The organism is Salinimicrobium sediminis (genome assembly GCF_900215295.1).
GTDB lineage: Bacteria > Bacteroidota > Bacteroidia > Flavobacteriales > Flavobacteriaceae > Salinimicrobium > Salinimicrobium sediminis.
Map to the genome: position 1 here is coordinate 1,491,404 of NZ_OCMF01000001.1, position 22,254 is coordinate 1,513,657.

General features: G+C 42.1%; 31 protein-coding genes. 8 read left to right on the forward strand and 23 right to left on the reverse strand.

Features of this window, described 5'->3' with window-relative positions; all coding sequences use genetic code 11:
- Positions 1 to 2 precede the first annotated feature (2 nt).
- From CRO16_RS06835 to CRO16_RS06905, 16 genes are read right to left on the reverse strand one after another with little or no spacing between them, the layout of a single operon-like run.
- Positions 3 to 1,199, reverse strand: a complete 1,197-nt coding sequence (locus CRO16_RS06835; protein ID WP_097055544.1) for a phosphoadenosine phosphosulfate reductase domain-containing protein — start codon at positions 1,197 to 1,199, stop codon at positions 3 to 5.
- Positions 1,196 to 1,447, reverse strand: a complete 252-nt coding sequence (locus CRO16_RS06840) for a hypothetical protein (protein ID WP_097055545.1) — start codon at positions 1,445 to 1,447, stop codon at positions 1,196 to 1,198. The genes CRO16_RS06835 and CRO16_RS06840 overlap by 4 nt, the downstream gene beginning before the upstream one ends.
- Position 1,448: 1 nt before the next feature.
- Positions 1,449 to 1,994, reverse strand: a complete 546-nt coding sequence (locus CRO16_RS06845) for a hypothetical protein (RefSeq protein ID WP_097055546.1) — start codon at positions 1,992 to 1,994, stop codon at positions 1,449 to 1,451.
- Positions 1,995 to 1,996: 2 nt separating this feature from the next.
- Positions 1,997 to 2,272, reverse strand: coding sequence for an AsnC family protein (locus CRO16_RS06850; protein ID WP_097055547.1), 276 nt, complete (start codon positions 2,270 to 2,272; stop codon positions 1,997 to 1,999).
- Complete coding sequence (locus CRO16_RS06855; RefSeq protein WP_097055548.1) at positions 2,269 to 2,463, reverse strand: hypothetical protein; 195 nt, start codon at positions 2,461 to 2,463, stop codon at positions 2,269 to 2,271. Before CRO16_RS06855 ends, CRO16_RS06850 begins: the two co-directional genes overlap by 4 nt.
- On the reverse strand, positions 2,463 to 3,005 hold the full coding sequence (locus tag CRO16_RS06860; protein ID WP_143544455.1) for a hypothetical protein: 543 nt from the start codon (positions 3,003 to 3,005) through the stop codon (positions 2,463 to 2,465). Before CRO16_RS06860 ends, CRO16_RS06855 begins: the two co-directional genes overlap by 1 nt.
- A 2-nt stretch (positions 3,006 to 3,007) precedes the next feature.
- On the reverse strand, positions 3,008 to 3,739 hold the full coding sequence (locus CRO16_RS06865) for an MBL fold metallo-hydrolase (RefSeq protein ID WP_097055550.1): 732 nt from the start codon (positions 3,737 to 3,739) through the stop codon (positions 3,008 to 3,010).
- Position 3,740: 1 nt separating this feature from the next.
- A complete protein-coding gene (locus tag CRO16_RS06870; protein ID WP_097055551.1) occupies positions 3,741 to 4,616 on the reverse strand; it encodes a recombinase RecT in 876 nt (291 codons plus the stop codon).
- Between the two features lie 10 nt (positions 4,617 to 4,626).
- Entirely contained in the window at positions 4,627 to 4,800 is a 174-nt protein-coding gene (locus CRO16_RS16155; RefSeq protein ID WP_179670502.1) for a hypothetical protein, read from the reverse strand.
- Positions 4,801 to 4,802: 2 nt separating this feature from the next.
- Positions 4,803 to 6,827, reverse strand: coding sequence for an AAA family ATPase (locus CRO16_RS06875; protein WP_097055552.1), 2,025 nt, complete (start codon positions 6,825 to 6,827; stop codon positions 4,803 to 4,805).
- Positions 6,828 to 6,829: 2 nt separating this feature from the next.
- A complete protein-coding gene (locus CRO16_RS06880; protein ID WP_097055553.1) occupies positions 6,830 to 7,450 on the reverse strand; it encodes a hypothetical protein in 621 nt (206 codons plus the stop codon).
- Complete coding sequence (locus CRO16_RS06885) at positions 7,447 to 7,668, reverse strand: hypothetical protein (RefSeq protein WP_097055554.1); 222 nt, start codon at positions 7,666 to 7,668, stop codon at positions 7,447 to 7,449. The genes CRO16_RS06880 and CRO16_RS06885 overlap by 4 nt, the downstream gene beginning before the upstream one ends.
- Complete coding sequence (locus CRO16_RS06890) at positions 7,665 to 7,901, reverse strand: hypothetical protein (RefSeq protein ID WP_097055555.1); 237 nt, start codon at positions 7,899 to 7,901, stop codon at positions 7,665 to 7,667. The genes CRO16_RS06885 and CRO16_RS06890 overlap by 4 nt, the downstream gene beginning before the upstream one ends.
- A gap of 58 nt (positions 7,902 to 7,959) precedes the next feature.
- Positions 7,960 to 8,154 carry a hypothetical protein gene (locus tag CRO16_RS06895; protein ID WP_097055556.1) on the reverse strand — a complete coding sequence of 65 codons (195 nt, stop codon included), beginning with the start codon at positions 8,152 to 8,154 and terminating at the stop codon, positions 7,960 to 7,962.
- Between the two features lie 3 nt (positions 8,155 to 8,157).
- A complete protein-coding gene (locus tag CRO16_RS06900; RefSeq protein ID WP_097055557.1) occupies positions 8,158 to 8,472 on the reverse strand; it encodes a hypothetical protein in 315 nt (104 codons plus the stop codon).
- Positions 8,466 to 8,807 (reverse strand): response regulator transcription factor, encoded by a 342-nt coding sequence (locus tag CRO16_RS06905; RefSeq protein WP_097055558.1) that lies wholly within the window; start codon positions 8,805 to 8,807, stop codon positions 8,466 to 8,468. Before CRO16_RS06905 ends, CRO16_RS06900 begins: the two co-directional genes overlap by 7 nt.
- 146 nt (positions 8,808 to 8,953) lie before the next feature.
- Here CRO16_RS06905 and CRO16_RS06910 point away from each other — a divergent pair, with 146 nt between their 5' ends.
- The 3 genes from CRO16_RS06910 to CRO16_RS06920 are packed head-to-tail and all read left to right on the forward strand — an operon-like array spanning position 8,954 to position 10,296.
- Positions 8,954 to 9,691 carry a helix-turn-helix domain-containing protein gene (locus tag CRO16_RS06910; protein WP_097055559.1) on the forward strand — a complete coding sequence of 246 codons (738 nt, stop codon included), beginning with the start codon at positions 8,954 to 8,956 and terminating at the stop codon, positions 9,689 to 9,691.
- Positions 9,691 to 10,032, forward strand: a complete 342-nt coding sequence (locus CRO16_RS06915) for a hypothetical protein (RefSeq protein ID WP_097055560.1) — start codon at positions 9,691 to 9,693, stop codon at positions 10,030 to 10,032. The genes CRO16_RS06910 and CRO16_RS06915 overlap by 1 nt, the downstream gene beginning before the upstream one ends.
- A 12-nt stretch (positions 10,033 to 10,044) precedes the next feature.
- The gene (locus CRO16_RS06920) at positions 10,045 to 10,296 is read left to right on the forward strand and encodes a hypothetical protein (protein ID WP_143544457.1); all 252 of its coding nucleotides are present in this window, start codon (positions 10,045 to 10,047) and stop codon (positions 10,294 to 10,296) included.
- Between the two features lie 526 nt (positions 10,297 to 10,822).
- Here CRO16_RS06920 and CRO16_RS06925 read toward each other — a convergent pair.
- From CRO16_RS06925 to CRO16_RS06940, 3 genes are all read right to left on the reverse strand, one after another.
- A complete protein-coding gene (locus CRO16_RS06925; protein ID WP_097055562.1) occupies positions 10,823 to 11,137 on the reverse strand; it encodes a hypothetical protein in 315 nt (104 codons plus the stop codon).
- Between the two features lie 246 nt (positions 11,138 to 11,383).
- Entirely contained in the window at positions 11,384 to 12,058 is a 675-nt protein-coding gene (locus CRO16_RS06930; RefSeq protein WP_097055563.1) for a DUF4097 family beta strand repeat-containing protein, read from the reverse strand.
- A 573-nt stretch (positions 12,059 to 12,631) separates the two neighbouring features.
- Positions 12,632 to 12,997: a hypothetical protein gene (locus CRO16_RS06940; RefSeq protein WP_097055565.1), complete on the reverse strand. Its 366-nt coding sequence runs from the start codon at positions 12,995 to 12,997 to the stop codon at positions 12,632 to 12,634.
- A gap of 261 nt (positions 12,998 to 13,258) precedes the next feature.
- Here CRO16_RS06940 and CRO16_RS06945 point away from each other — a divergent pair, with 261 nt between their 5' ends.
- The 4 genes from CRO16_RS06945 to CRO16_RS06960 all read left to right on the forward strand — a co-directional run bounded on the left by CRO16_RS06945 (position 13,259) and on the right by CRO16_RS06960 (position 18,429).
- On the forward strand, positions 13,259 to 14,587 hold the full coding sequence (locus tag CRO16_RS06945) for a DUF5723 family protein (protein ID WP_097055566.1): 1,329 nt from the start codon (positions 13,259 to 13,261) through the stop codon (positions 14,585 to 14,587).
- 131 nt (positions 14,588 to 14,718) lie between these two features.
- Positions 14,719 to 15,396, forward strand: coding sequence for a response regulator transcription factor (locus CRO16_RS06950; protein WP_097055567.1), 678 nt, complete (start codon positions 14,719 to 14,721; stop codon positions 15,394 to 15,396).
- Positions 15,397 to 15,639: 243 nt separating this feature from the next.
- Positions 15,640 to 18,033 carry a PAS domain S-box protein gene (locus tag CRO16_RS06955; RefSeq protein WP_097055568.1) on the forward strand — a complete coding sequence of 798 codons (2,394 nt, stop codon included), beginning with the start codon at positions 15,640 to 15,642 and terminating at the stop codon, positions 18,031 to 18,033.
- A 48-nt stretch (positions 18,034 to 18,081) separates the two neighbouring features.
- Positions 18,082 to 18,429: a response regulator transcription factor gene (locus CRO16_RS06960; RefSeq protein ID WP_097055569.1), complete on the forward strand. Its 348-nt coding sequence runs from the start codon at positions 18,082 to 18,084 to the stop codon at positions 18,427 to 18,429.
- 656 nt (positions 18,430 to 19,085) lie between these two features.
- Here the strand turns inward: CRO16_RS06960 and CRO16_RS06970 are convergent.
- Both CRO16_RS06970 and CRO16_RS06980 read right to left on the reverse strand, forming a co-directional pair.
- Positions 19,086 to 19,382 (reverse strand): GIY-YIG nuclease family protein, encoded by a 297-nt coding sequence (locus tag CRO16_RS06970; RefSeq protein WP_097055571.1) that lies wholly within the window; start codon positions 19,380 to 19,382, stop codon positions 19,086 to 19,088.
- A gap of 328 nt (positions 19,383 to 19,710) precedes the next feature.
- Positions 19,711 to 19,890 carry a hypothetical protein gene (locus tag CRO16_RS06980; RefSeq protein WP_097055573.1) on the reverse strand — a complete coding sequence of 60 codons (180 nt, stop codon included), beginning with the start codon at positions 19,888 to 19,890 and terminating at the stop codon, positions 19,711 to 19,713.
- Between the two features lie 264 nt (positions 19,891 to 20,154).
- Between CRO16_RS06980 and CRO16_RS06985 the strand changes: the two genes are divergently transcribed.
- Positions 20,155 to 20,655: a Cif family virulence factor gene (locus CRO16_RS06985; protein ID WP_097055574.1), complete on the forward strand. Its 501-nt coding sequence runs from the start codon at positions 20,155 to 20,157 to the stop codon at positions 20,653 to 20,655.
- Positions 20,656 to 20,908: 253 nt separating this feature from the next.
- Here CRO16_RS06985 and CRO16_RS06990 read toward each other — a convergent pair whose 3' ends face one another.
- Together CRO16_RS06990 and CRO16_RS06995 are read right to left on the reverse strand one after the other, a co-directional pair.
- Positions 20,909 to 21,478, reverse strand: a complete 570-nt coding sequence (locus tag CRO16_RS06990; protein ID WP_097055575.1) for a DinB family protein — start codon at positions 21,476 to 21,478, stop codon at positions 20,909 to 20,911.
- Positions 21,479 to 21,535: 57 nt separating this feature from the next.
- Positions 21,536 to 22,072 (reverse strand): Crp/Fnr family transcriptional regulator, encoded by a 537-nt coding sequence (locus CRO16_RS06995; protein WP_097055576.1) that lies wholly within the window; start codon positions 22,070 to 22,072, stop codon positions 21,536 to 21,538.
- Positions 22,073 to 22,254 lie beyond the last annotated feature (182 nt).

A 22,254-nucleotide genomic window follows, 5' to 3' on the forward strand; every position in this document is an offset into this window, starting at 1 on the left:
TCTTAATAAAACAGTCTTTTCATCACGCTGCCATCACTGTACATTTTATCCAGTGGTTTGCTGGCTTCCGGTTCAGATCCATCCCAACCTTTTGGATAGACCCTATTGGCGATCAGCTCTTTGATCCTTCTTACTTCTCTTGAATTCAGTATATCAATTTTCGGTCTGTTGATCCTGACCGCTTCAGTATTTACCCGGTTCTGAATGTCCACCACTTTCTCAAGAAAATATTCTCTTGCCTCTAAAGTAAGCGGCCCCATTCTTTGTTGGTTCTTTGCCAAGGTTCCATCCTTCCTTCTTTGACCTCCGGCTTTCCTGTGCCGGTGTTGTGGCAGCTTCATTTCACGGTAAATAGGTTTAAGCTCTTTTAAAGGCTCCAGATACTTCCATTCTGGAATCTGGATAACCAGGTCGAGCGCTTTATCCTTTGAAGCAAGAGGACAACCGATGCATCCAGTACGGGCATTTTTCTCCTCGGCTTCATCACCACCATAAGCATCGGCTAAAATTGTTGTATTCCATCCTCCATACTTGGGCATAGGAGCAAACACTTTGAGCCAGTCCCACACATTGCAGACCCTCCAATGAAGTATAGGAGCTAAGGTTGCACAAAGATCATTTTGCAAACCTGTTTGATACCAGCCTTGACCACATTCAGCACCATCTTTTGAACAGCTTACATTGATCCGTTGATCTCGAATTGAACTTTCTCCAAGTCTTACTCCGGTAAGCATCAAAACCTTTTCATCTTTTTCATGGATGAATTCTGCAAGTGCTGTCTCCATAGGTTCAACTTTAATCTGGCCGGTGCACCATCGGAAAGTATTGGAAGGTGGAGGAACTCCTCGGCCAAGGATATAAACCAGGAACCGATCATCAAGAGGAGCAGTCACCACTTTCACTTTCACACCTCTTTCTTCAAGCTGCTTTGTAATAATCTGAGAAGAGATCCAAAGCGGTACCAGTTCCATCCGTGTATCGGCGGCAAAAATTGTGAAGGTTTCCGGCTTTGGGATTTGGCCTGTGGCAATGAGTTGAGTCACCAGAGTGACCACTGTTGTACTATCTTTTCCCCAGCTCCATGCAGCAGCCCAATGCCTATGTCTTGAGCCGTATTCTTTTAAGCTTTCAATAGTGAGATCAATTGATTCAGCTACAGTTATTTTTTCGGTTCCGAAGATGTTGAGTTGATCATTCATACTATTATCATTTGAAAAGTGGTAGCATCGAAGTACTGGATATATCCGTTCGTTAAGCAGTCTTCAAATTCACCAGGCCAGTGATGGGATTTCCAATTTTCCTGGCATTCCTCTATTGATTTGAAAACAGAGGCTTCTTTTGGATCTTCAGTGACCATATTGTTCCACTCTGTATTGTGCTTGTGGTACAATTGATCCTGAGTCTCATTACCTTTTCTCCATCCGTATATGAAGCCTCTGTTTTTCATTTTAAAACAGCGATTCGCTTATTGCCATCGGCATCAGAATTGCCACCTGATCTTCATACTCCTGAACCTGTACAAGCATTCCTTTTGAAACTCCGTTGAACAAAACTTTTACTCCAAAGTCTTTAGCCCCATACATAGCATCACAGATGGTTTTCAGATAGTCAGGATGGAAGCCGATAACTTCAGTTGATTTTATAGAATGCTGCTGAAAGATATTCTCGAAATCCGGCACCTTGTCGCCGTGATCTTGGTAATCAAAGAAAGCTTTCCGGCCTTCTTTGTCCACGCATTCAATCCCATCTTCAGTAGCGGTGGCGGTTTGATAGCCAAGGATCTCTTTGAAGCTATCCTTGTGAATTGATTTTCCGTTAAGGAAGTCGTGATCCAATACTCCGGAATATTCAAGGTTTTGTTTCACTACTATGTAGCTGTTGCTCACATAGGCATAACCATCGATGAAGTGAATGCAGTTCATTACCGGCCTCATATCATCATCTGAAGCTGCTAAATGGAGTTTACTTATAAAGTTGAATTTGTCTTTAGCCATGGCTATAAAAGGGTTAATTGATTACTTTGATTAATAGTCCAGACGGTAACAGATCTTCCTGTCACGGGACATTTTTTTGTGTCTACTTCCTGAATGCTTCCAGAAGATTTCAATTCGCTCAAGCGTTTCCATACCTGAGATTCACGAAGACCAGCGGCGGCGGCAATATCTCTGAAGCTCCCTTTGTTGATTTTTCTGAGAGCCTGGAGGATTTTCCGGTGCAGTCTTGACTTGTCCTGCTTGATACTTTCGTGTGCTTCAATAGAGGTTGATTTCATGACAAAAAGAATTTGTTACTGTGTAGGGTATCTCTGGATTTAATCTTCTTTTCCTCCACCAGTTCATCGAGGAAAGGATTGAGTTCGTTTACATGGAAACCACAGTGGCCGCCACTCTCTTTGCTCTTTCGCTTGACCAGGAATAAAAGCATGGCCTTGAGCTTGTTCTTTTCTTCAGGACTGAATTGCATTAATATTGGCGTTTTGTCCAGTGAATAATCTTGCCTTTCCAGTCAGAATTAAACCAGTTGCAGAAGTGGTAAAGAGATTCGAAACCATCATTTTTGGCAACCGATTCCATTTCATTCATATCCAGTACTCGATCATCGATCTTAATCACGGGATAGGTTCCATAATGATCACATAAATCTTCATCTGTATAGATAATTTCAGCCTTCTGAATAGATACACAGGCAATAGTTGGAGCAAATTGAAACCGTCTCTTTGTTCTGTTATTGATTACCGGATGAATTTTCATTCCTACCTTCCATCGATCTTTAGGATCTTCGCGGAAAGTGTGAATTTTAGGCTCAATCATTAGTTCATTATATTCACTCATATCCGTACCTAACATCGACCAGTGCTGTAGGGAATAAGATTCATAATGAGATATGTTGATGTCTTTAATTCCATGAATTAGACCTGCCCATATCTTCTCTACAAAGTGATTTGGTTTGCCAGCAATTTCTTCAGGCATGGACTTTGGCCAGTATGTTGAAAATGATAGTGTCATAATCAAAAAGGTGTTTTATTAAGTTCCATCACCAGACCATTGTCAGCGACTGTCACTGTCTTTCCGGTGGCTTTTGTTACTTCTGTTCTGAACAATACTTCATCACTGTTTCCATCGCTTAAATGGATCAGTACAATGTTGTTCACTTTGCTCAGGTCATTCTTTTTCAGAAATTCGATACAGGTGTCCAGGCTCATGTGAGATTGCATCACCCGGTTCTTCAAAAACTCCATGTCATTAAGCTTCACACGAATTACTTCATGAGAATAATTTGCCTCGATAATGATGTTGTGAAGGTTCCTGAAAGTGTAATGGCTGTACATGGTATCAGTCAGGAAAAGCACATTACCCGTCTCTGGATGGTTGATCAGGAAACCACAAGGTTCTGCTGCATCATGTTCGATCTTGAAGGGTAATACTTTGAAGTTACCAAGGACAAAACCTGTTGGCATTTCAAACTTACATGCCCGATGATTATCATATGTTCCACAAGCTTCATGAGTTCCGATTGTAGCCCAAACATTCACTCCGGCTGCCATTGTTTCCTTGATGCTCTTGGCATGATCTCCATGTTCATGAGTGAGAATGCACCCGACAATTTTGGAGAGCTTAAAACTCACCGCTTGCTTGATCGCTTTAATGTTTACACCGCATTCGATAAGGAGTGCCTCCTCCTCATTTTCGAGGAGGTAAGCATTTCCTTTGGATCCCGTACCTATAACCTTTAGTACCATTCTAAAATCCGGGTCCTGTCATTGTTGATTGTCCGGCTTCCTCAGCCATCGCTTCTTCATAAAGCTTTTGGTTTTCATCTTCATCATTCACCTCCTCGGCCACTTCATACCCCTCTTCTTCATCAAAGCCTATTTCCTGCTTATTGGCGTTCTCCTTGATCTGATGCTTCACGTGAGCTTCTGTCACGCTCTCCCTTGGTTCATCCTCCAGTAAAGCAGCATCATCTGAAGAGTTGATGATACTTTTACAGGCGCGGTTGATCACTGACTTCTTGGCCATTTCACCCGAGAAGTTTTTGTGAGCAGGAGAATTACCGTTAGTGGCTCCCTGCTTCCATGCGTTCTGGATATCTTCCATGGTCATGATGGTAGTGTCAATAGTTCCATCTTCCATAGTGGTTACGGCATATGCACCGATGATCTTCTTATTCAGGCTGCCAAAGCTTTGAGAGTGCTTTGAGATCTTGATACGGCCGTCCTGCTCGATGTTGTACTCGAAGTTGTCACCTTCATAGATCAATACTGCTTTCACATCCTTAAGGCCGAACCTCTTTGCAATTGCTATATTCCCCTGGTAAGAAGTCTGGCATTCCAGTTTGTTCCCGTAGACCAAGAAATAACATTGCTTCTTGATAGGGTTAAGACCAAGAGTCACCATCTTAAGAACCGCATTTGCGATACTTGGAGGAGTGCACACTTCAAGAGCGCTCTTTCCGGATTTGTCCTTCGTTTCCTGAAGGATCATTCTTGCAGACTGAGCTGCATTTATAGGTGAATAATTCTGAGGGAATTGCACCCCTGTTTCCTGAAGTCCCAGGATTCTCTCTTCGATCTTAGCGAAGGTGTCAGTTGACTTTTTTGCTACTGCTGTACTCATAATTCAAGTTTTAGTTAATTACTTTTTCTTTTGTTGATGATACCACGAAGAAGATCTTGTGGTCTTTAGGAGCCAGATATTCCATCTTCTCCCGATCCTGGTCGACAGTCGCAAGAGAGGTAGGGACTCTCCGGACTATCTTTTCACCAAATTTTTGTTCCAGGTAATAGTTCTTTTTACTCATGGCTATACAGCTTCAGCAAGTTCCGGAGCCTCCACACGTAGCTTCTTATCTCCTCCGGAAACTATTAGGTTAATGATCTGTGATTGGCTGTCGATAAGATCCACCACGCTCTCTCTATTGTCGATGAAGATTGGAGCAGATACCCGATAGTGATCGCAAAGAGTATTGATGATATCAATCCCTGCATTGATCTTCGATGCTGTGTTGGCATCTGAAAAAGGCACTCCGTTGATAAGAGCTTTACAAGTTGGGACCTCGCCACCATTCACCTGAGTTTCGAATAATTTGAAGTTCACGAACCGGAACCGCTCGTTGATCATTCCTTCCAGCTTGTCAATCTTAGCTTTGATGAACTGCTCGATAGTGAACTGGTCACGCTCGTAGTCTGCAATCTGTTGAGCCAGATCGGACTCCTCTTTTTGAAGATCAGCAATACGCTTATCAGCTTGCTTGATTTGCTCTTCAGCCTGAAGTCTGGATTTGATCTGAGAAATAGCTTCAAGATATTTGGCCTTCTTCTCTTTCAGATCCTGCATGTCCACACCCTCTTCATTTTTGAGAGCTTCTTCCAGTTCACCGATTCTGGTTTGAATAGTCCAATAGCCGGCATTCTTTTCAAGAATCTCCTCAACAATCTCAGCTTGGGACTTTACCTCAGTGCGGTTCTTCTCAGCTTCCAGTTGAGTCTTGATGTTATCCACCTCACTGTTGAGATTCTCTATAAGTGCCTCACCTTTTGAGATTCTGCCTATCAAGGTTTCAACCTCCTGCTTGGCGGCTTCGATCTTCTCCTTGTTGCGCTTACCTTTTTTGGAAAGTTCTTCAAGGTCCTGCATCTTGGCTTTTTGAAAGTTGGCGAAGAATTCTTTTTTCTTAGCCTCTACATCTTCAGCATCGAAGGCTCTTTCACAAGTTGGACACTTGCAGGCGTTTTCATCCATTTTGAACTCATCAGCATTGCGCTTGTTCCATTCCGCCCGGATGTGGTCGTTCTTTTGCTCATACAGTTCGATATCTCCCTGCTCATTCTTAAGCACTGCCTTCAGCTGGGCCAGTGTTCTTTCAGATTTCTGAAGTGAGTCTCTAGAATCTGAAAGCTGCTTAGTCAGGTTATCAACTGCAGAAGATTCTTTCTGGATATGTCTCTGAGCCTCCTGCCTTGCTTCGAACTCGATCTTCTGAAGGTCACTTTTAAGTGAATAGATCTCCTGCTGCTTGTCCTGCCTTCTGTTCAGGATCTCCTGTTGAGCGGCCACCTTATCAGAAATCTGATTTTCCAGTGAAGCCAGCTCCTTTTCATTGGCTGCCAGATCTCTTCTCACCTCGGTGAAATCAATTGCCTCTGGTTTATTCCTTTGCACCTCATCGATCCTGGTAGGGATCATCTTGATCTCATCCTTCGCCTTTCTGATGGAAGAGGCAATCTGCTTCTGGTACTCCTCAAGAGACTTATTGGTGAGCTTCGACATCAACTTTTCGAAGTCAGGGTTTCCTTTGGCCACATCGTAATCTGTCACACCACCAGTGATGTCTATAAGGACCTGACGTTGGTCTTGCCACTTTAGACTGTTGAAGGCCGTTGGACTGGTGATGAGCTTAAAAACACTTTCGTCAACCAGGTTACTGATCTTGGCAGTGTAATCTCTCAAGGTCATTGGAACATCATTCCAATAGTAAAGGGTTTCATTTCCTCCGAATTCAGATTCCAAAGCACCGCGCTTCTTTACCCACTTTTCTCTGAAGGTTCTTTTGATGTTAATCTCCTCACCGTCTACAGTGATTAATGCCTCAACTTCATGGTCAATCTTAGGGATAGGATTGTTTAAAGGATCAAGAGTTTTGATCTCGAAGTTGGTCCTGTCCGTTGAATCTTTACCGAAGAGAATAAAACAAAAGGCATCAAACACGGTTGTTTTTCCTGTTCCATTCGCTCCATAAATTCCCGTCTCTTTACCGAATTTAATAGTGAGATTGCGAATCCCTTTAAAGTTTACAAGGGTCAGTTTTTTTAAGAATATTGTTTTCATGATTAAAGATTTTTAGTTGATAATGCTTCTTTGGGTGCCCAGCCTCTTCTTATTCTTTGGGTAATTACTCTGGAGGAAATACCTAATTTTTCACTCCATTCAGTTGCTGTTCTCGTTACTCCATTCAGTTCAATAGTCACTGATGTAGTTCTGTTTTTGGATTGCTCGGATTTTGGAATCCATTCACAATTTTCAGGGCAATAGTTTTGATCTGGATCTCTTCTCTCTATGGTCAATCCTTCAGCGTAACCTTTGGAAATTGCCCAGTGGTAAAAGTTCTCATAGTTGTTTTTCCATTCTGGACAAACTTCAATTCCCCTGGCACCATAGTCAGGATAAGATTTGCTGTTGGTGTTATAGCAGCGTTCTTTCATTCCTCCCCAAACCTTGTACAGCTTTAGATTTTTAGATCTCAAACCGTGTGTTGTTTTGGCGGCACTGGTTCTTTCTTTCTGAAGGCAACCACAGCTTTGAGTGTGGCCATTTTTAAGAACTCCTCCACGTACAACTTTTTCATTGCCACAGTCACAGGTACAATTCCAGAGAGAGTCATACCGTTTATTTCTACCGGCAAAGCTTTTTACTGTTAACCGTCCGAACTTGTTAGAAGTCAAATCTTTCATACCACTTGTTTTTGAAAGTTGTTATAATTGATGCTTGCTTCTTGATCTCCGGCTTGTCGGTTGATGAAGTGTCTTATTTCCTCATCTTCTTCTGCTTTCCAGATCTTGAATTCCCGGAAGAAATCATTCATGAATTCCTTCTCCTCGGTGTTCAGTTCATGCAGTCTTTTCCCATTGACCAGCCATCGACCGTCTTTAAAAATGATTTCTAGTTTCATATCTTGAAGAGGTGTTTTGTATTGATGTTCACCCCGGTACTGAAACCGATCATTGCAAAGAGAAAACTCTCATAGGTGGTTGATTTCTCCGGACACTCGTCCAGAAGCTGGTGGTAAAACTTTGCAAGCTCCTCATCGTTATCGATTTCCTGATAGCGATTGTACTCTTCGGTTTTTCCAAAATTGATCAGAGGATTTCCGATCGTGATTTTTTTTAGTACATTTGGTTTCATAATCTTATTGTTGGGTTTATACTCAGTTAAGAGCCACCATGCCGGGTGGCTTTTTTTATTAATATTCCTGACTTTTAAAGACCGTTTTAAGAAGCTGCTTTTTGTACCATTCGACAGATCGGCCGGTATCTCTTTTAATTGGTGCTGCTTCATTCGGTTCCCCTTTGATCAACCTGCATAGCGCATCTTTTTCCTCCTGGGTCAATTGCTCCAGGGAAGGTTTCAAGAATTGATATGTGGCTTCAGCGGTCATTGACTACTCGTTCAGAATTGATTTAAGATCTGTGATAGCTTTACCCGCATCCTCAATGAGATTATTACAGTTAATGATCGCAATACGCATCAATTCGATGATTGCTCTTGAATTGCTTTCAGTTAGGTTGTTATTCCTAAAAGCCACGTCACGGACCGTTGAAGATCCCACTCCAGTCATTCTGGATACATTTGCCCGATCATCCTTACCTGTATAGGTTCTTAGATAATTTGACAGCTTTTCGCTGATCGGGTTCCCGAATTGCTCATTCTTCAACATGCTTTCTTCAGGACTCATTGTTGCTTCTTTCACTACCATTGATATTGATTTTTCTTTCCGGATCTACCGGCTCGTGTTGTTCTACTTATTGACCTGGGCGGCTTCCTTAGATCAAGGTCTGCAGCAGTTACTATGATGTGGCCTTGCATTACTAAAAAGACTACCACGGTAAAAAACTGCTTTGGGTTATCAAGTGCGAGGATGAACTTTCTTGCCACATCTACTGCAGATCTTGCAGACCATTTTTTGCGGATGTTGTACGTATGAGTGTGCACAGTTTTAGGACTGATGAACAGTTCAGAGGCAATCTCTTTTTCACTTAATCCTCTGGCGACTAACTCGGCAACTCGGTATTCTGCTTTTGATAATTCCATACGACCTTTGTATTAATCTTTGCCTCTGGTTTCGCTATTTCAACCTTTTGGCGTTTATTTGTTGTAATACAGTTACAAATATACGCAAGGTTATTCGTAATGTGCAAGTATATGCGTAAAATATTTCAATAAAATATGCAATTTATATGCAAGGATCTGAAATAAAAGAACTTAGAAAGCGACTGAGACTTAGCCAGACTGAGTTCGGAAAGCTGATTGGGGCTAGCTTAAGGTCTGTTCAGAATTATGAAAAGGGAAATACGCAACCTTCTGCGGATGTTTTATTGAAGTTGTTAGAGGTGAATGAGAAGCATCTTGCGCAACTGAAGGATGATCTTGCATATCTCAAAGACAAAGTAGATCCCAACGAAATAAAAGTCAATCAGCCCCTGGAGAATTTCCAGACCAAGGCAGGATCTACATACGAAGAATTACCGAACGGAAAATATAAGGTGAAAGTGCCATTCGTGCCGGTAAAGGCCCAGGCAAGATATCTACATGAATTTACTGATGCAGAATTCATGTCTGATCTGGAAGAGATGACCTTCTTTGTGGACCGCGTTGGAAATGGAAAGTACCTGGCATTCGAGATCCAGAACGACAGCATGGATGATGGCACCATTAATTCAATACCTGATGGAGCTGTAGTACTGGCCAGAGAATTAGGAAAGCAACATTGGACCAATAAATTTCACACTCATTCCTTCCCTTACTGGATCATCGTGCACAAGACCACCATCCTTTGTAAAGAGATCCTGAACCATGACATCGAGCGTGGAGTGATCACCTGCCACAGTTTAAATGAAAGTCCGGAGTATTCCGACTTTGAACTGAAGCTGGATGATGTTCACCAGCTTTTTAATATTGTAAAAAAGACTTTTTAATGAAAAAACTTCTACTCTTATTATTCGTGTTCAGTTTATGGAGTTGTCAGGAAAAAACCGAACAGCCGGAAGTGACACGGGAAACAGTTCTCTTGGATCTTGCTAAGGCTGAAACTTTAGATCGATTAAAATCTCCATCAACAGCTACCTTTATAGACAGCCTTTCCACTATTACAAAACTAAAAGGGGAAGGAGATGATCAATACCGTGTTAATGTTTCCGTAGATGCTGAGAATTCTTTCGGTGCAATGGGTAGAGAAAGATATATGTTGATTTACCAGGACAAAACTGGAGACAGCTTAAGTAAAGAAAATTACGAGTTACTGAATTTTTACGACTAAAGGTGTATGTCCATGGCCGATAAACAAATGCTTCATTTGATCGAGATCCTGAAGAGCTCCGGAAGGATTAGGTTCGGAACGGAGTTTTGTGAGGCAGTCGGTTTATTAAAGCAGAACCTTTACAAAATCCAAAAAGGCGAAAAACATTTCACTCCTGATCATATTGAAAAGGCGGTGAAAGAATATAAAGTAAATGCGAACTGGATCTTCGGTGTAAGTGACAAAATCTTCTTACCCATGGAAACTGCCGCGGATACTAAATAATTGAAATAATAACTTTTTAATGCTGTAAGCCCCTGTAAACAGGGCGCTCTCTGGTCAGGGCAAAACTTAGGATCTGGTGCCGCAAGGTGTGGAGGTTCGAGTCCTCTCGCCCGCACAAAAAGCCTCATCGAAAGATGAGGCTTTTTTATTTTGAAACGTTTAATGGTACCGGATAGGCGAGAGGACGAGAAGTTTATCCTGAGCGCAGTCGAAGGGAGTCCTCTCGCCCGCACAGAAAGCCTCATCGAAAGATGAGGCTTTTTTATTTCAAGATGTTTAATGGTATCGGATGGGCGAGAGGACGAGAAGTTTATCCTGCGACCAATGCGAGAAAACTTTGAGATTTAGGGACCGAAGCCGAAGGGCATTTATAGAAACTTTTCAGCTCCTAAGTTTTAAGTAGGAGACAAATGAACCGGAGAGATTAAAATGTAATTAAGCCCCTGTTCAGGGGCTTAATATTATCATTAGCTCTTATTTCCGTAGGCGGATTTATAAACCGGAGAGTCTTGTGATAGTTTTTAGGCTATTGGCAAACGGTACAATAGTTCTGTAGATCACACTCTGTGCACATCATGCAATTGGCAGAATTAAAATAATCACTCTCATTGCACCCGTAAACCTCTGCAAAATACTCATAGGCTTCCTGGCATTCTTTGGAAGCAGCAGGGATAGGAACAGTATTAGTACTTCCTGCGGGACAGGTAAAAGTAAAATTATAACCAGGATTTACGGCTGCCGCCACTTCTTCTAATTCTTCCTCGTCTTCTAAACCTAACAGTTCACAGGAATAAAAAGCAAGGCTGAGCAAAAGAATTGATAGTAAATAAAATTTTTTCATCAAGTTATAGGTTTTGTTAGAAAGCAATATTCTTCAAATTGACTTTACCTGACAATACCTACAAATAGGTAAATTCATTTCATTATAGCAGCTGTTGAGTTTTCCGTGGATCGTTCCTAGTAAGCTCCCCGGGAAGGGGCAGCAAAATCCTTCCCGGGCTCTTCAATTTTTAGATCCTTACCTCCTCAATCCCATTTGTAAAATTTGATTTCCTGAAAATAAGCTTAAATGCTTTCCGGAAGGAACTTAGTTTAAATAAATATCCCCTGTTACGGTACTTAGTGTAAGCTGATTTTTTGAATCCTGCAGATCTTTTATTACTTCCTGGCCAACAAAACCTTTCTTTTTTTCGGCTTCAGGATCATTGCCGTGGATATTGCCCATGACAGTTTTGGCGGTGTAGGAGCTGTCTTTTACCGGCAGGTTTATTTTTCCGGTAACAGAAGTCAGTTCCAAATGACCTTTGAATTTTTTAATATCTATATTCCCTACCACCAGGTCAATTTTGAAATCCCCCTGCAGGGATTCTGAAGTCAGGTTTCCTGTAACACTGGACAATTCCAGTTCCACACCTTTGGGAACCAGGAGGGTGTAATAGATCTTTTGTTTTAGATCATTATGCTGTCCAAACTGGTCATGGTGAGCTTTTATAAGTTCTTTCATATTCGAGCTGATCTCAATCCCTGAATCGCTGCTGTTTATTTGCAGCTCATATTGTTCGGTATATTTCTCATCTTCTGTATCTACCGAAGCTTCAATTCTTATAGATGGTTTATTCCAGGTCTTCATTTCAATATCTGAAGCAAAAGCCAGTTCTACAGTTACGGGCTGTCCTTTATAGGCAACTTCTTTTTCGACTTTCTTCTGAGCCTGCAGATTAAGGCTAACGAATACCAATAATAATAAACTAAGTGTTCTCATTGTTCTGTTTTTTGATTGATTGATTGAAAAATTCTTTATTTAAAGACGAGGGAAAGGATTGTATGTTGCAAAAGGATGTTGAGAGTGAGTACAAGGCCTTTGGGAGGAAGTGAAGAAGAGATTGTGAAAATGCTGCTGAAAGCTGCTCTTACAGGTTTTGCATTAACACTTTCAAAGGAGGAAGCCATATATCTGAAAAATTTATTGTGCACTTAAAGATCTTGCCATATATTTGCCAGCCCAATTACGGAACGCCCTATAAGTTTCGATTGGAATTTTCAAAATATTTTCCCGGCAGCATCTTTTAGCCGGGGGAGAATCAGAGAAAAATACGGCAGGATTTTAGCCGACAGGATAAGCGCCAAATGGTGCAATTGCAGGAAAATTCCTAAGAAGGGATCTGCTGCAAGGAAGATTAGTTGTGTTGTTTGTGGCAAGCTTCGGTTTGCCTTGGGTTTAGAAGTAAACCAATGAGAAGCTTTTCCCTTTTTTGGGAAGGGCTTTTTTGTTTTATGGTTACGGGCCAAACCTTAGGATTAAAAAGAATGATTTCTTTGAATATTCCTTAAAGGTTCAGGATTCCATATTTTTCAGGATCTCTTCTTTTTTAAAACGGTCGTTAGTCCGCCTGATCTTCTTTCCCGGGTCATCTTTTTTTGTGGGAAAGCCTTCCGGAAATTCAAGCTTTCGGTATTCAGATCCATCTTCGAGGTAAAGACTTCCACCGGGATTATCCTTACTTTTTGCTCCCACAAAGAAATACTTTCCGGTGGCGCGGGAATTTAACTCATTAGGATCTGGATCTATGGATGAAATATATTCCCCGTCTTTTTTTTCTGAAAAGAGGTAAAATTCTTCCTTATCAAAATTCACTATTTCCTTCCCCCCGGGCGTTGTAAATAATTCATATTTCCCTTCAGATTTCAATTCCTCTTCCATGCCAAATGTTATTAAAGATTCCTGATTTCAATTTCAAGATACGGCATTTTTCATCCTGATTACACGTCCTGATATTTGGAAATGAGAAAATTAAGAGAAATTTAGTGTGGAAGGAAATCTGTAAAATTCGGGTCCGTAATTAAATCAGGCAATGGATTTCCATATTTCGCTGTGGGTAAGCAGCTGATATATCAGAAATTACCTACTTGTGGGTATTTCAAAACACTTCCTAATAGGATATGTTTGACAAAAATTTTCCTGATGAAGAAAACCTTAGCTTTTACTGCAGTCCTTTCCTGTCTTTCTTTTAATGCCATTGCCCAGTCCTATATTGGTCTCAGTGTAGATAATTACAGCGGCATTCACGGGGTGCTCTATAACCCCGCATCTATTGTAGATTCCAATTTCAGGACAGATATCAATCTGGCTTCGGTAAGTGTTTTCGCAGGAAGTGACTATTTTGGGATTGATCTTGGCAATGCCTTTGAAAGCACAGAAGGTTTTAATATTGATGACCAGGTGCAAAAATTTCCGAAAGATGACAATCAGTTTTTTGTGAATGTGGACGTGCTGGGTCCTTCCTTTATGTTCAATCTTAATCCAAAAAGCAGCCTTGGAATCACTACGAGGGTGAGGGCGTTTATGAACCTCAACAATGTCAATGGAAAACTATATGAAAATATAGAAGACGGTTTTGATGAGACCGAAAATTTTGATTTTGAACTAAGGGAGCTCTCGGGTACTGTTCATTCCTGGGCAGAGATAGGAGTGACCTATGCCCGTATTCTCATGAATGGCGGAGACAATTTTTTAAAGGGTGGAATCTCCTTAAAATATCTGCAGGGAGCGGGTTCGAATTTTATAAATGCACCGTCTGTGAACGGAGAGTTTAATGCCGAAACCGAATTGATCACCACTTCGGGAACTCTTACCTATGGCAAAACCCCGGGATTTGATAGTGACGATGTTGAGTTCAGTAACTTAAGTTCGGGATTTGGAGCAGATCTTGGATTGATATACGAATACAGACCCAACCAGGGTTTGCAAGAAAATATGGATGTTGTGAGCCATAGTGATTATAAGTTGAAACTGGGAATTTCGGTGACAGATATTGGTAGTATTAGTTATGATGGAAGCACAGTTTCCACCTATGATCTTGATAATGCTGTTCATGAGGACCGGTTTGAAGATAATGATCTTGAAACGGTGCTGGAGGAGGATTACCTGGGAACAGAAGAGCTGATAGATGCTAAAATTTCTTTGCCTACTGCGGTACATGCCCTGGTAGATTATAAGTTCCAACGGCATTTGTTCCTTGCTGTACAGGGATCTCTTTCCCTGGTAGGAGAAGGAACCGAGAAGGCAAACAGGATTTTGAATACAGTCACAGCAGTACCGAGATTTGAATCAAAATGGTTTAGCTTTTACCTGCCCGTGGGAATGCGGCAATATGATGGTTTTACCATGGGAGCCGGCTTAAGGCTGGGACCTCTTAGTATAGGATCGGGCTCTTTGATCTCAAACTATATTTCAGATTCTGCAAAGACCACAGATGTTTATGTAGGGCTTAAGATCCCAATCTACAGATAAGAGCTCGTCAATTTCTGGAATAAAATGGAGCTTGTTTTTCAAGGCAAAGCTTCAGGTTTTGTATAGGCAAAGAAAATTTTCAGCAGAAGTTTAGTTTTTTTGAATTAATTTCAGGAGAACAAAACTTCTCAATGACAGCATTTTACCAAGACCCGAAGCTTCAGCAAAAAATAGAAGCCTTCGCGCCGCATGCCGAAATGATGCCTGCGGTGGTCATTATTCAGCAGCTGGAGCCTTTTACCTCTATTTACATGACTTCCCGGGGCCTTAAAGAACTGGGGATCACTATTGATGAGTTGCGGGCGATGGGTCCTGAATACCTGGAGAGGTTCTTTAACCTTGAAGACAGTGAGGATTATCTCGAAAAACTCAAGCGTTTACTGCAGTGCCGAAACACAGAGGAGACTTTTACCTTTTTTCAGCAGGTGAAGATCAACTCCCACGAAGACTGGGTGTGGCATATTGGTTCTACAAGGATCTTTTATATGGACGGGCAGGGCAACCCTACCCATATTGTAACAACTGCTATTCCTATTGATAAACTCAAACATATTCCCAATAAGGCCGAAAGATTACTGGCAGAGAAAAATTTCTTTCATGACAATTTAACCAAATTCCTTAGCCTTGGAAAAAGGGAGAGGGAGGTTCTAAAGCTGGTGGCGTTGGGTAAAAGTTCGGTGCAAATCGGGGATGAGCTGTGTATCTCTTCCATGACCGTGAATTCACATCGAAAAAGCATAAAGAATAAGCTGGGTATTTCCTCAACCTATGAATTCACATTGTATGCCCATGCCTATGACCTGATTTGATCTTTCTAAAGTTTCTTTAAAAAACCTCTAAAAAATGACATTTTGGAAGCTCCTTCCTAATGACTCATTTCTACCGTCATAGCCCCTCGCTCCTCTGTTAAGCAATTCTGTAAGAGCTTGTAGGAAGGGTGTTAAAGGAATGGTAAGATTTAGCTTCCAGCGGTAATTTTTGGTTGTAAACCTTATATTTACTTCCTATATATATTTGTTAGTCGCCAAAAAAGATTAATAAACCGTCCCCTCATGGAAAAGGATTTTGTAAAAGGAAAGGTCAACGACGGACTTCGGGGTGATGATTCTCCCGAATATTTTGAAGACTCACCTCTTGGATTTTACATTTGCGACCCCCGGGGATCCATTATTTATTATAACAGGGCTGCTGCGGAATTATGGGGCAGAAAACCTGTGCCTGCTTCAGAAGTTTGGAGTGGTGCCTGGAAGTTATTCTATCCCGACGGCACCCCAATGGCTGTGGAAGATTCTCCCATGGCAGCACACTTCAGGACCGGAAACGAGGGAAAACATTCAGAAGTATTAATAGAGCGTCCCGATGGCACTTTTAAAATGCTGCTGGTCTTTTGCCGGCCTCAGTTCAGCAAAGATAAACAGCACACCAATTCGCATTTTACACTCGTTGATATTACCGAGCAGCAAAGAGATCATGTAAAGCAGGCTACTCTTTCGGCTATTGTGGCATCTTCAGACGATGCCATCATCAGCAAGGATCTTAACGGGATTATTACAAGTTGGAACCAGGGTGCAGAGAGGATCTTTGGTTATTCGGAAGCAGAAGCTATAGGACAACCTATTACCATGCTTATTCCGGAAGACCGGTTGGGGGAAGAAAAGGAAATTATTGCCAACATTAAAAGCGGCAAAAGGATAAAACATATTGATACCATCAGGCTTGATAAGAACGGAAGGGAAATTCCCATCTCTGTAACAGTTTCTCCCGTTAAAAATGCCTTCGGAAAGATCGTGGGAGCCTCAAAGGTGGCGAGGGATATCAGTGACAGGTTACAAATTGTCGAAAAGCAGGCTATGCTTTCGGCCATTGTGGAATCTTCAGATGATGCCATTGTAAGTAAAAACCTGGAAGGGATCATTATGAGCTGGAACAGGGGAGCAGAGCAGCTCTTTGGTTATACTGAAGCCGAAATCGTGGGAAAATCAATTACCACTTTAATCCCGGAGGAGCGGCTTAAAGAAGAAAATATCATTTTAGACAGGATTAGGAGCGGAAAGAAGGTAGACCATTTCGAAACAGTAAGGTGCCACAAATCCGGCAGGGAATTTCCCGTTTCTATCACCGTTTCTCCTATAAGAGATGCAAAAGGGAGAGTCATTGGAGCCTCGAAGGTAGCAAGGGATATCAGCGTGCAGGTGGAATCTCAGGAAGCGATGGAGAAATATATCAGCAACCTGGAAACTCTTAATACCGTTGGGAAAAGTATTTCTGAAAATCTTGATGTACAGGGGATCCTGCAGCGGGTGACAGATGCTACAACAAAGCTTACAGGAGCTGCATTTGGAGCCTTTTTCTATAATACTACCGATGAAAATGGGGATAGTTTTAAGCTGTTCACTCTTTCCGGCGCACCCAGGGAAGCTATGGAACAACTGGGAATGCCCAGGCATACAGAAATGTTCATCCCCACTTTTGTAAATAAGAAGGTGGTGCGAATTGACGATATAAGGAAATTTAGCGGGCATGGTAATAATGCCCCCTATAATGGTATGCCCACAGGACATTTTGAGGTGGTAAGTTATCTGGCGGTACCGGTGGTGGCGAAATCGGGAGCGGTCATTGGCGGGCTGCTATACGGGCATCCGGAACCGGATGTTTTTACCGCAGAAGCAGAACTTATGGTGGTGAACATTGCTGCACAGGCAGCGGTTTCCCTTGATAATTCCAGGCTTTTTGAGCAGGTAAAATCCTTTAGTGATAAAAAGGATGAATTTATTGCCCTTGCCAGCCATGAATTAAAGACGCCGCTCACTACTATAAAAGGTTATTTGCAGGTGCTGACTAAGAAAGATAATGACCCCATGTCTAAGCTTTTTATAGACAAATCTCTCTACCAGGTAGAAAAGTTGAATGCCCTCATCGAAGACCTGCTGAATATGTCAAGGATCGAAGCAGGCAGGCTGGATTTCAATCTTGAGATATTTGATATGAGGGAATTGCTGGGAGAGATCCTGGAGACCTTTAGCTATTCGGCAACCACTCATGAGGTTGTGAACAACCTGGGAAGTGAGCCGGTTTTTGTAAAAGGAGATAAGCAGCGGATAGAACAGGCAGTTTTAAACCTGTTGATCAACGCAATAAAATATTCTCCTTCTGCAGATAAGGTATACCTGTCTCTCGAGGTAGTGGGGAAAAATGTTACCGTGAGGGTGAAAGATGAAGGAATGGGGCTCACCCGCGAACAAAAAGAACAACTGTTTACCCGCTTTTACAGAGCAGAAAATACCAAAGGGATCAGTGGACTGGGACTTGGGTTGTATCTCACCAAACAGATCATTGAACGGCATAAGGGAGTGATACAGGTGAGCAGCGAATATGGAAAGGGTTCAGAATTCTATTTTACCCTACCCATGAGAAGGAAAAAGATGAAAAAAGAAAAAGCGGTTTAAGACGGGGAAATATAGTTTTCCCGAATTATACCAGAGAAAAAAATTGCTATGAAAGAGATTTTTATTGTAGAGGATGATGACGGGATCAGGGATTTGATAGAATTTCTCCTGGTGAGTCAGCAGTATGTGGTGAAAACTTTTCCCACGGCAAGAGCATTTAAGAACAACATTACGGGTGAAACCCCGGACCTGTTTCTACTGGACATTATGCTGCCCGACGGCAATGGCCTTGATCTTTGTAAAGAATTGAAGAAGAATTCCAACACCAGCAGTATTCCGGTGGTGCTCATGTCTGCCCATGCCGATATAAACCGCATGGAAGGCGCCGATGATTTTATTGCCAAACCCTTTGATGTGGATGAACTGCTAAACAGGATCGAGAAGCAATTGGCGTGAAATTAGTGTTCAGTGTTCAGTGGTCAGTATTCAGTAATCGGTAGGCAGGTCGGTTACCTTGGAAAGTCTTTTAGGCGGAGAGTTTTTTGGCGACTGCAGCAATCCCCTACCCAAAAGTTAAACGAACACGTCTTTGCGAAGGAGCCTTTTTTGGCGACTTTAGCAATCTCCACTCCGGGAATTCAATTAATACGTCTTTGCGAAGGAGCCCTTTTTGGCGACTGAAGCAATCTCCTCCTCGTGAAGTACTCCCTATACTTTTTAGTTCTAACCAGCAGCCAGTCAAACCATGAGCGGATTGCTTCGCTCCACTGCGTGTCACTCGCAAAGACGTTCCCTGGTTTCGTCTTTGCGAAGGAGCCCTTTTGGCGACTGAAGCAATCCCCTCCTCGTGAAGTACTCCTATAATTTTTAGTGCTAACCAGCAGCCAGTTAAACCATGAGCGGATTGCTTCGCTCCACTGCGTGTCACTCGCAAAGACGTTCCGTGTGTTTCATCTTTGCGAAGGAGCCTTTTTTGGCGACTTCAGCAATCTCCACTCCGGGAATTCAATTAATACGTCTTTGCGAAGGAGCCCTTTTTGGCGACTGAAGCAATCTCCTCCTCGTGAAGTGCTACGTATACTTTGTTGTTCGACACAAAAACCTTTTAATCGTCAAAATGAAAAAACCCATCCGTCAGACAGATCCTTCCATTCAGGATTTAGGTCTGTAATTAATTTTTCCTTTTTAGCTCTGCTGCCTGCTTTTATTTTCTTCTCAAAATCAATGGCTTCAGAAATGTTTGAAAATTGCAGAAAGTAGACCAGTTTGGTGCAGTTGTATTTAGATGTAAAGCCTTTATAAGCTTTTGTTTTATGTTGGTAGACTCTCTTTATTAAATTGGAAGTAACACCAGTATAGATCACTGTGTTATGTGGATTGGTCATCATATAAGTATAAGAAAATACCATTTTACAAGCTTAAATACCTTAAACGTCTTTGCGAAGGAGCCTTTCTCGACTGATGCAAACTCCTCCCCGAAAGTATAACAAACACGTCTTTGCGAAGGAGCCATTTGGCGACTGAAGCAATCTCCTCCCTGTAAAGTACTACCTATACTTTTTTGTTCTAACCAGCAGCCAGTTAAACCATGAGCGGATTGCTTCGCTCCACTGCGTGTCACTCGCCAAGACGTTTAAAACAAAAAAAAAGCTGCCGGAAGGATTTTTTAAAAAGAAAATATTCCTCTTTTCAAAAACTCTTCCTGACAGCCTTAACAACTATCAACAGTCGTAAATATTAAGACAGTTTTGCTTTGATCTGTTCCTTGTTATCTCTAACGAGCGTATAAGCATAATATCCGGCTCCGGCGATAGCGCCCCATTTAAGAAGACTACCTGTCCATTGGATCCCTTTCTTAGCCGCCCAAAGTTTAGCTACTTTTTCACCTGCATCTTTTGCATTTCTCTTTAAGTCCATTTTTTTGGTTTTTTAGATTCAGATACAATATCGTGAAGATTAGGCCTCTTTTCCGTTAAAGGCTTATCAAATAACAGTTTTTTAACCCTCCGCCGGAAAGCTGGAGGCAGTTGGCAGGTGGCAGTTCCATTCATAACTCTATACCTTACTGTTTAAAACCCATTTATCCCGTCAAAACTGTATTTCATCTAAAATTCATACATATTTGAGTGTAAGTGTCTGACTTTTAGGTAAATTTATGGAAGAAACCAACATTTTATCTGTATGAAACTATTAAAGACCTTAGGCCTGTTCACCTTTATGCTGCTGCTGATGGTGGCCTGTGAAGAAAAAGCGGAAAGAACTGCCGAAAATGAAATGGAGACTGCAGAAATTCCCAATGCCGATGAAGCTATGAAAGGCTGGAGCGATGCCTGGAATTCCAACGATTCTCAAATGCTGAAGGATTATTCTGCAGATGATGCCGTATTGCTCATGTGGGGACGACAAATGACGGGAGACAGCCTTAATACCTGGATGGATTCTACTGCCACCTGGATGAAAGACCTGAGAACCACCGCCCTTATGACCGAGAAAGATGATAATTTCGCCTGGGAAACCGGCACCTATACCCACGGCACCTCGAGAAACGATACCCTTTCCATGAGAGGCACCTATACCGTGATCTGGGAAAGAGCTGAAGGTGAATACGAGGGAGACTGGAGAATTAAAGTGATGGACATAAGTCCCGAACAGGAACCCATGCAACCACAGGAACAGCAATAACTACGGCTAACCAGCCTAACCGGGAAAAGCCCTTTCTGAGATCTTCAGGGAGGGTTTTTCTTTTCAGGGAGATCCGGGATTTTTCTTTTAGCCGGCTGGCTCACCTGCTTTCGAAAATGACATTATTCCTTCTTTATAAATTTCTTCCCTGTTAAGCAGAAAAGAAGAAACCTGGCCTCCTGCTTTCGAGAAAGGGTAGTTATTCTCTGTATGTGAGCCAGACCTGCAGCCAAAGCGTTTTTAAAAATGTAAGTTAGGCAGCTACTTCAGAATGCTGCGCAGTCTCAACTGCCCTCAACGCCTGAACAATATGTCTTTGATTATGATAGATCACTACTCTAAAAGTATCTCCCAGCTTCAGTTTTAGCATTGGTGCAATGCTAATGGAAGTTTTGGTCTTGTAGAGACTTACCCGTCTTGCAGCGTCGAGTAACTTCAGCATTTTTTTTTGCTGCTGAAGGAATTTTTCTATCGTTGCTTTGTTCAGCCTGCTTCCGTTGGGGTTGGAGACACTCATGGTCTTCATTGGCTTCATCTTCTCTCCCGGTAGCATCATCTTTGCAAAGTAATTCCCCAGCAGGCCCGACTTGAAAACAGGGTCTTGAGGATGTCGGGCAGCTTTTATCCGCTTATCAATTTCCGGCAGATAGAAGTCTCCGTAGAAGTTGAGATGTTCCAGACATTCCAGAGCACTCCAGCTGTCGGCCGTACTTTTATAGTTGATAATTTGAGGACTCAGGTCCTGTAGCTGCTGTGCGTGGTTGAGGTTTTGGCGGGTGCGTTCAATAAGATCGGAGATCAGCTTTTCTGTTGGTGTTTTCATCTTGTTTGTTTTTATACAAATATCTGATCCTGTGCAGGTTCAAAACATTGATCCTAATCAAGATTTTTTGATGCGCGACAAAGTTTCGGGGGTCATTCTTAAATAGGAGGCGATGTAGCGGTGCGGAACTTCCTGGAAGAGCCGCGGACTGCGTGCCAGTACTCTCCTGTATCTCTCTTGCGGCGAGGAGGTGAGCAGGTCCTGTTCCCTTTCCATTTGCTGATAGACCAGTTGCAGCAGGAGGTTCTGGTAGAGCTGCATATTTTCTTTTGATGCTGAAACCATGTCCAGAAAGGTCTTTTTTGAAATCACTTTAAGACTGCTTTTTTTGATCGCCTGTATGTAAAGGGGAGATGGCTGTTCGCTCACAAAGGAATCCAGCGCTGCGACTATGTCCCCGCTGTATGCAAACCTGATGGTGTGTTCCTCCTCCTCATCGGTAACAAAAGCACGCAGGCTTCCGTCAGTCACAAAATATACCTGCGTGTCTTTACTGCCGCTCACCTTGAGGTATTCATTACGGGAGAGCTCCAGCTCCTTTTCCCAAAGCTCACGTTCTTCGATTTGCTGCAGGAGAATTTCCAGGGGATTCATGCTCTAAATTTAACAATTAGCAATGAACAATAAACAATAAACAATAAACAATAATCAATAATCAATAATCAATAATCAATAATCAATAATCAATAATTCTTTTCCTTAAACCTTGAACATTAGCCATTAGCCATTAGCCATTAGCCTAAGTTTTTCGAAATTGACACTTAATAAGCAATAAT

Bases quoted from the DNA above. Each gene is read 5' to 3' on its own strand.
- CRO16_RS06980 (WP_097055573.1), bottom strand. From the start codon at position 19,890: ATGGACTTAAAGAGAAATGCAAAAGATGCAGGTGAAAAAGTAGCTAAA.
- CRO16_RS06955 (WP_097055568.1), top strand. From the start codon at position 15,640: ATGGAAAAGGATTTTGTAAAAGGAAAGGTCAACGACGGACTTCGGGGT.
- CRO16_RS06925 (WP_097055562.1), bottom strand. From the start codon at position 11,137: ATGAAAAAATTTTATTTACTATCAATTCTTTTGCTCAGCCTTGCTTTT.
- CRO16_RS06885 (WP_097055554.1), bottom strand. From the start codon at position 7,668: ATGAAACTAGAAATCATTTTTAAAGACGGTCGATGGCTGGTCAATGGG.
- CRO16_RS06985 (WP_097055574.1), top strand. From the start codon at position 20,155: ATGAAACTATTAAAGACCTTAGGCCTGTTCACCTTTATGCTGCTGCTG.
- CRO16_RS06845 (WP_097055546.1), bottom strand. From the start codon at position 1,994: ATGGCTAAAGACAAATTCAACTTTATAAGTAAACTCCATTTAGCAGCT.
- CRO16_RS06870 (WP_097055551.1), bottom strand. From the start codon at position 4,616: ATGAGTACAGCAGTAGCAAAAAAGTCAACTGACACCTTCGCTAAGATC.
- CRO16_RS06875 (WP_097055552.1), bottom strand. From the start codon at position 6,827: ATGAAAACAATATTCTTAAAAAAACTGACCCTTGTAAACTTTAAAGGG.
- CRO16_RS06855 (WP_097055548.1), bottom strand. From the start codon at position 2,463: ATGCAATTCAGTCCTGAAGAAAAGAACAAGCTCAAGGCCATGCTTTTA.
- CRO16_RS06910 (WP_097055559.1), top strand. From the start codon at position 8,954: ATGCAAGGATCTGAAATAAAAGAACTTAGAAAGCGACTGAGACTTAGC.
- CRO16_RS06905 (WP_097055558.1), bottom strand. From the start codon at position 8,807: ATGGAATTATCAAAAGCAGAATACCGAGTTGCCGAGTTAGTCGCCAGA.
- CRO16_RS06895 (WP_097055556.1), bottom strand. From the start codon at position 8,154: ATGACCGCTGAAGCCACATATCAATTCTTGAAACCTTCCCTGGAGCAA.
- CRO16_RS06860 (WP_143544455.1), bottom strand. From the start codon at position 3,005: ATGACACTATCATTTTCAACATACTGGCCAAAGTCCATGCCTGAAGAA.
- CRO16_RS06960 (WP_097055569.1), top strand. From the start codon at position 18,082: ATGAAAGAGATTTTTATTGTAGAGGATGATGACGGGATCAGGGATTTG.
- CRO16_RS06915 (WP_097055560.1), top strand. From the start codon at position 9,691: ATGAAAAAACTTCTACTCTTATTATTCGTGTTCAGTTTATGGAGTTGT.
- CRO16_RS06880 (WP_097055553.1), bottom strand. From the start codon at position 7,450: ATGAAAGATTTGACTTCTAACAAGTTCGGACGGTTAACAGTAAAAAGC.
- CRO16_RS06840 (WP_097055545.1), bottom strand. From the start codon at position 1,447: ATGAAAAACAGAGGCTTCATATACGGATGGAGAAAAGGTAATGAGACT.
- CRO16_RS06920 (WP_143544457.1), top strand. From the start codon at position 10,045: ATGGCCGATAAACAAATGCTTCATTTGATCGAGATCCTGAAGAGCTCC.
- CRO16_RS06890 (WP_097055555.1), bottom strand. From the start codon at position 7,901: ATGAAACCAAATGTACTAAAAAAAATCACGATCGGAAATCCTCTGATC.
- CRO16_RS06950 (WP_097055567.1), top strand. From the start codon at position 14,719: ATGACAGCATTTTACCAAGACCCGAAGCTTCAGCAAAAAATAGAAGCC.
- CRO16_RS06850 (WP_097055547.1), bottom strand. From the start codon at position 2,272: ATGAAATCAACCTCTATTGAAGCACACGAAAGTATCAAGCAGGACAAG.
- CRO16_RS06900 (WP_097055557.1), bottom strand. From the start codon at position 8,472: ATGGTAGTGAAAGAAGCAACAATGAGTCCTGAAGAAAGCATGTTGAAG.
- CRO16_RS06940 (WP_097055565.1), bottom strand. From the start codon at position 12,997: ATGGAAGAGGAATTGAAATCTGAAGGGAAATATGAATTATTTACAACG.
- CRO16_RS16155 (WP_179670502.1), bottom strand. From the start codon at position 4,800: ATGAGTAAAAAGAACTATTACCTGGAACAAAAATTTGGTGAAAAGATA.
- CRO16_RS06995 (WP_097055576.1), bottom strand. From the start codon at position 22,072: ATGAATCCCCTGGAAATTCTCCTGCAGCAAATCGAAGAACGTGAGCTT.
- CRO16_RS06945 (WP_097055566.1), top strand. From the start codon at position 13,259: ATGAAGAAAACCTTAGCTTTTACTGCAGTCCTTTCCTGTCTTTCTTTT.
- CRO16_RS06970 (WP_097055571.1), bottom strand. From the start codon at position 19,382: ATGGTATTTTCTTATACTTATATGATGACCAATCCACATAACACAGTG.
- CRO16_RS06865 (WP_097055550.1), bottom strand. From the start codon at position 3,739: ATGGTACTAAAGGTTATAGGTACGGGATCCAAAGGAAATGCTTACCTC.
- CRO16_RS06990 (WP_097055575.1), bottom strand. From the start codon at position 21,478: ATGAAAACACCAACAGAAAAGCTGATCTCCGATCTTATTGAACGCACC.
- CRO16_RS06835 (WP_097055544.1), bottom strand. From the start codon at position 1,199: ATGAATGATCAACTCAACATCTTCGGAACCGAAAAAATAACTGTAGCT.
- CRO16_RS06930 (WP_097055563.1), bottom strand. From the start codon at position 12,058: ATGAGAACACTTAGTTTATTATTATTGGTATTCGTTAGCCTTAATCTG.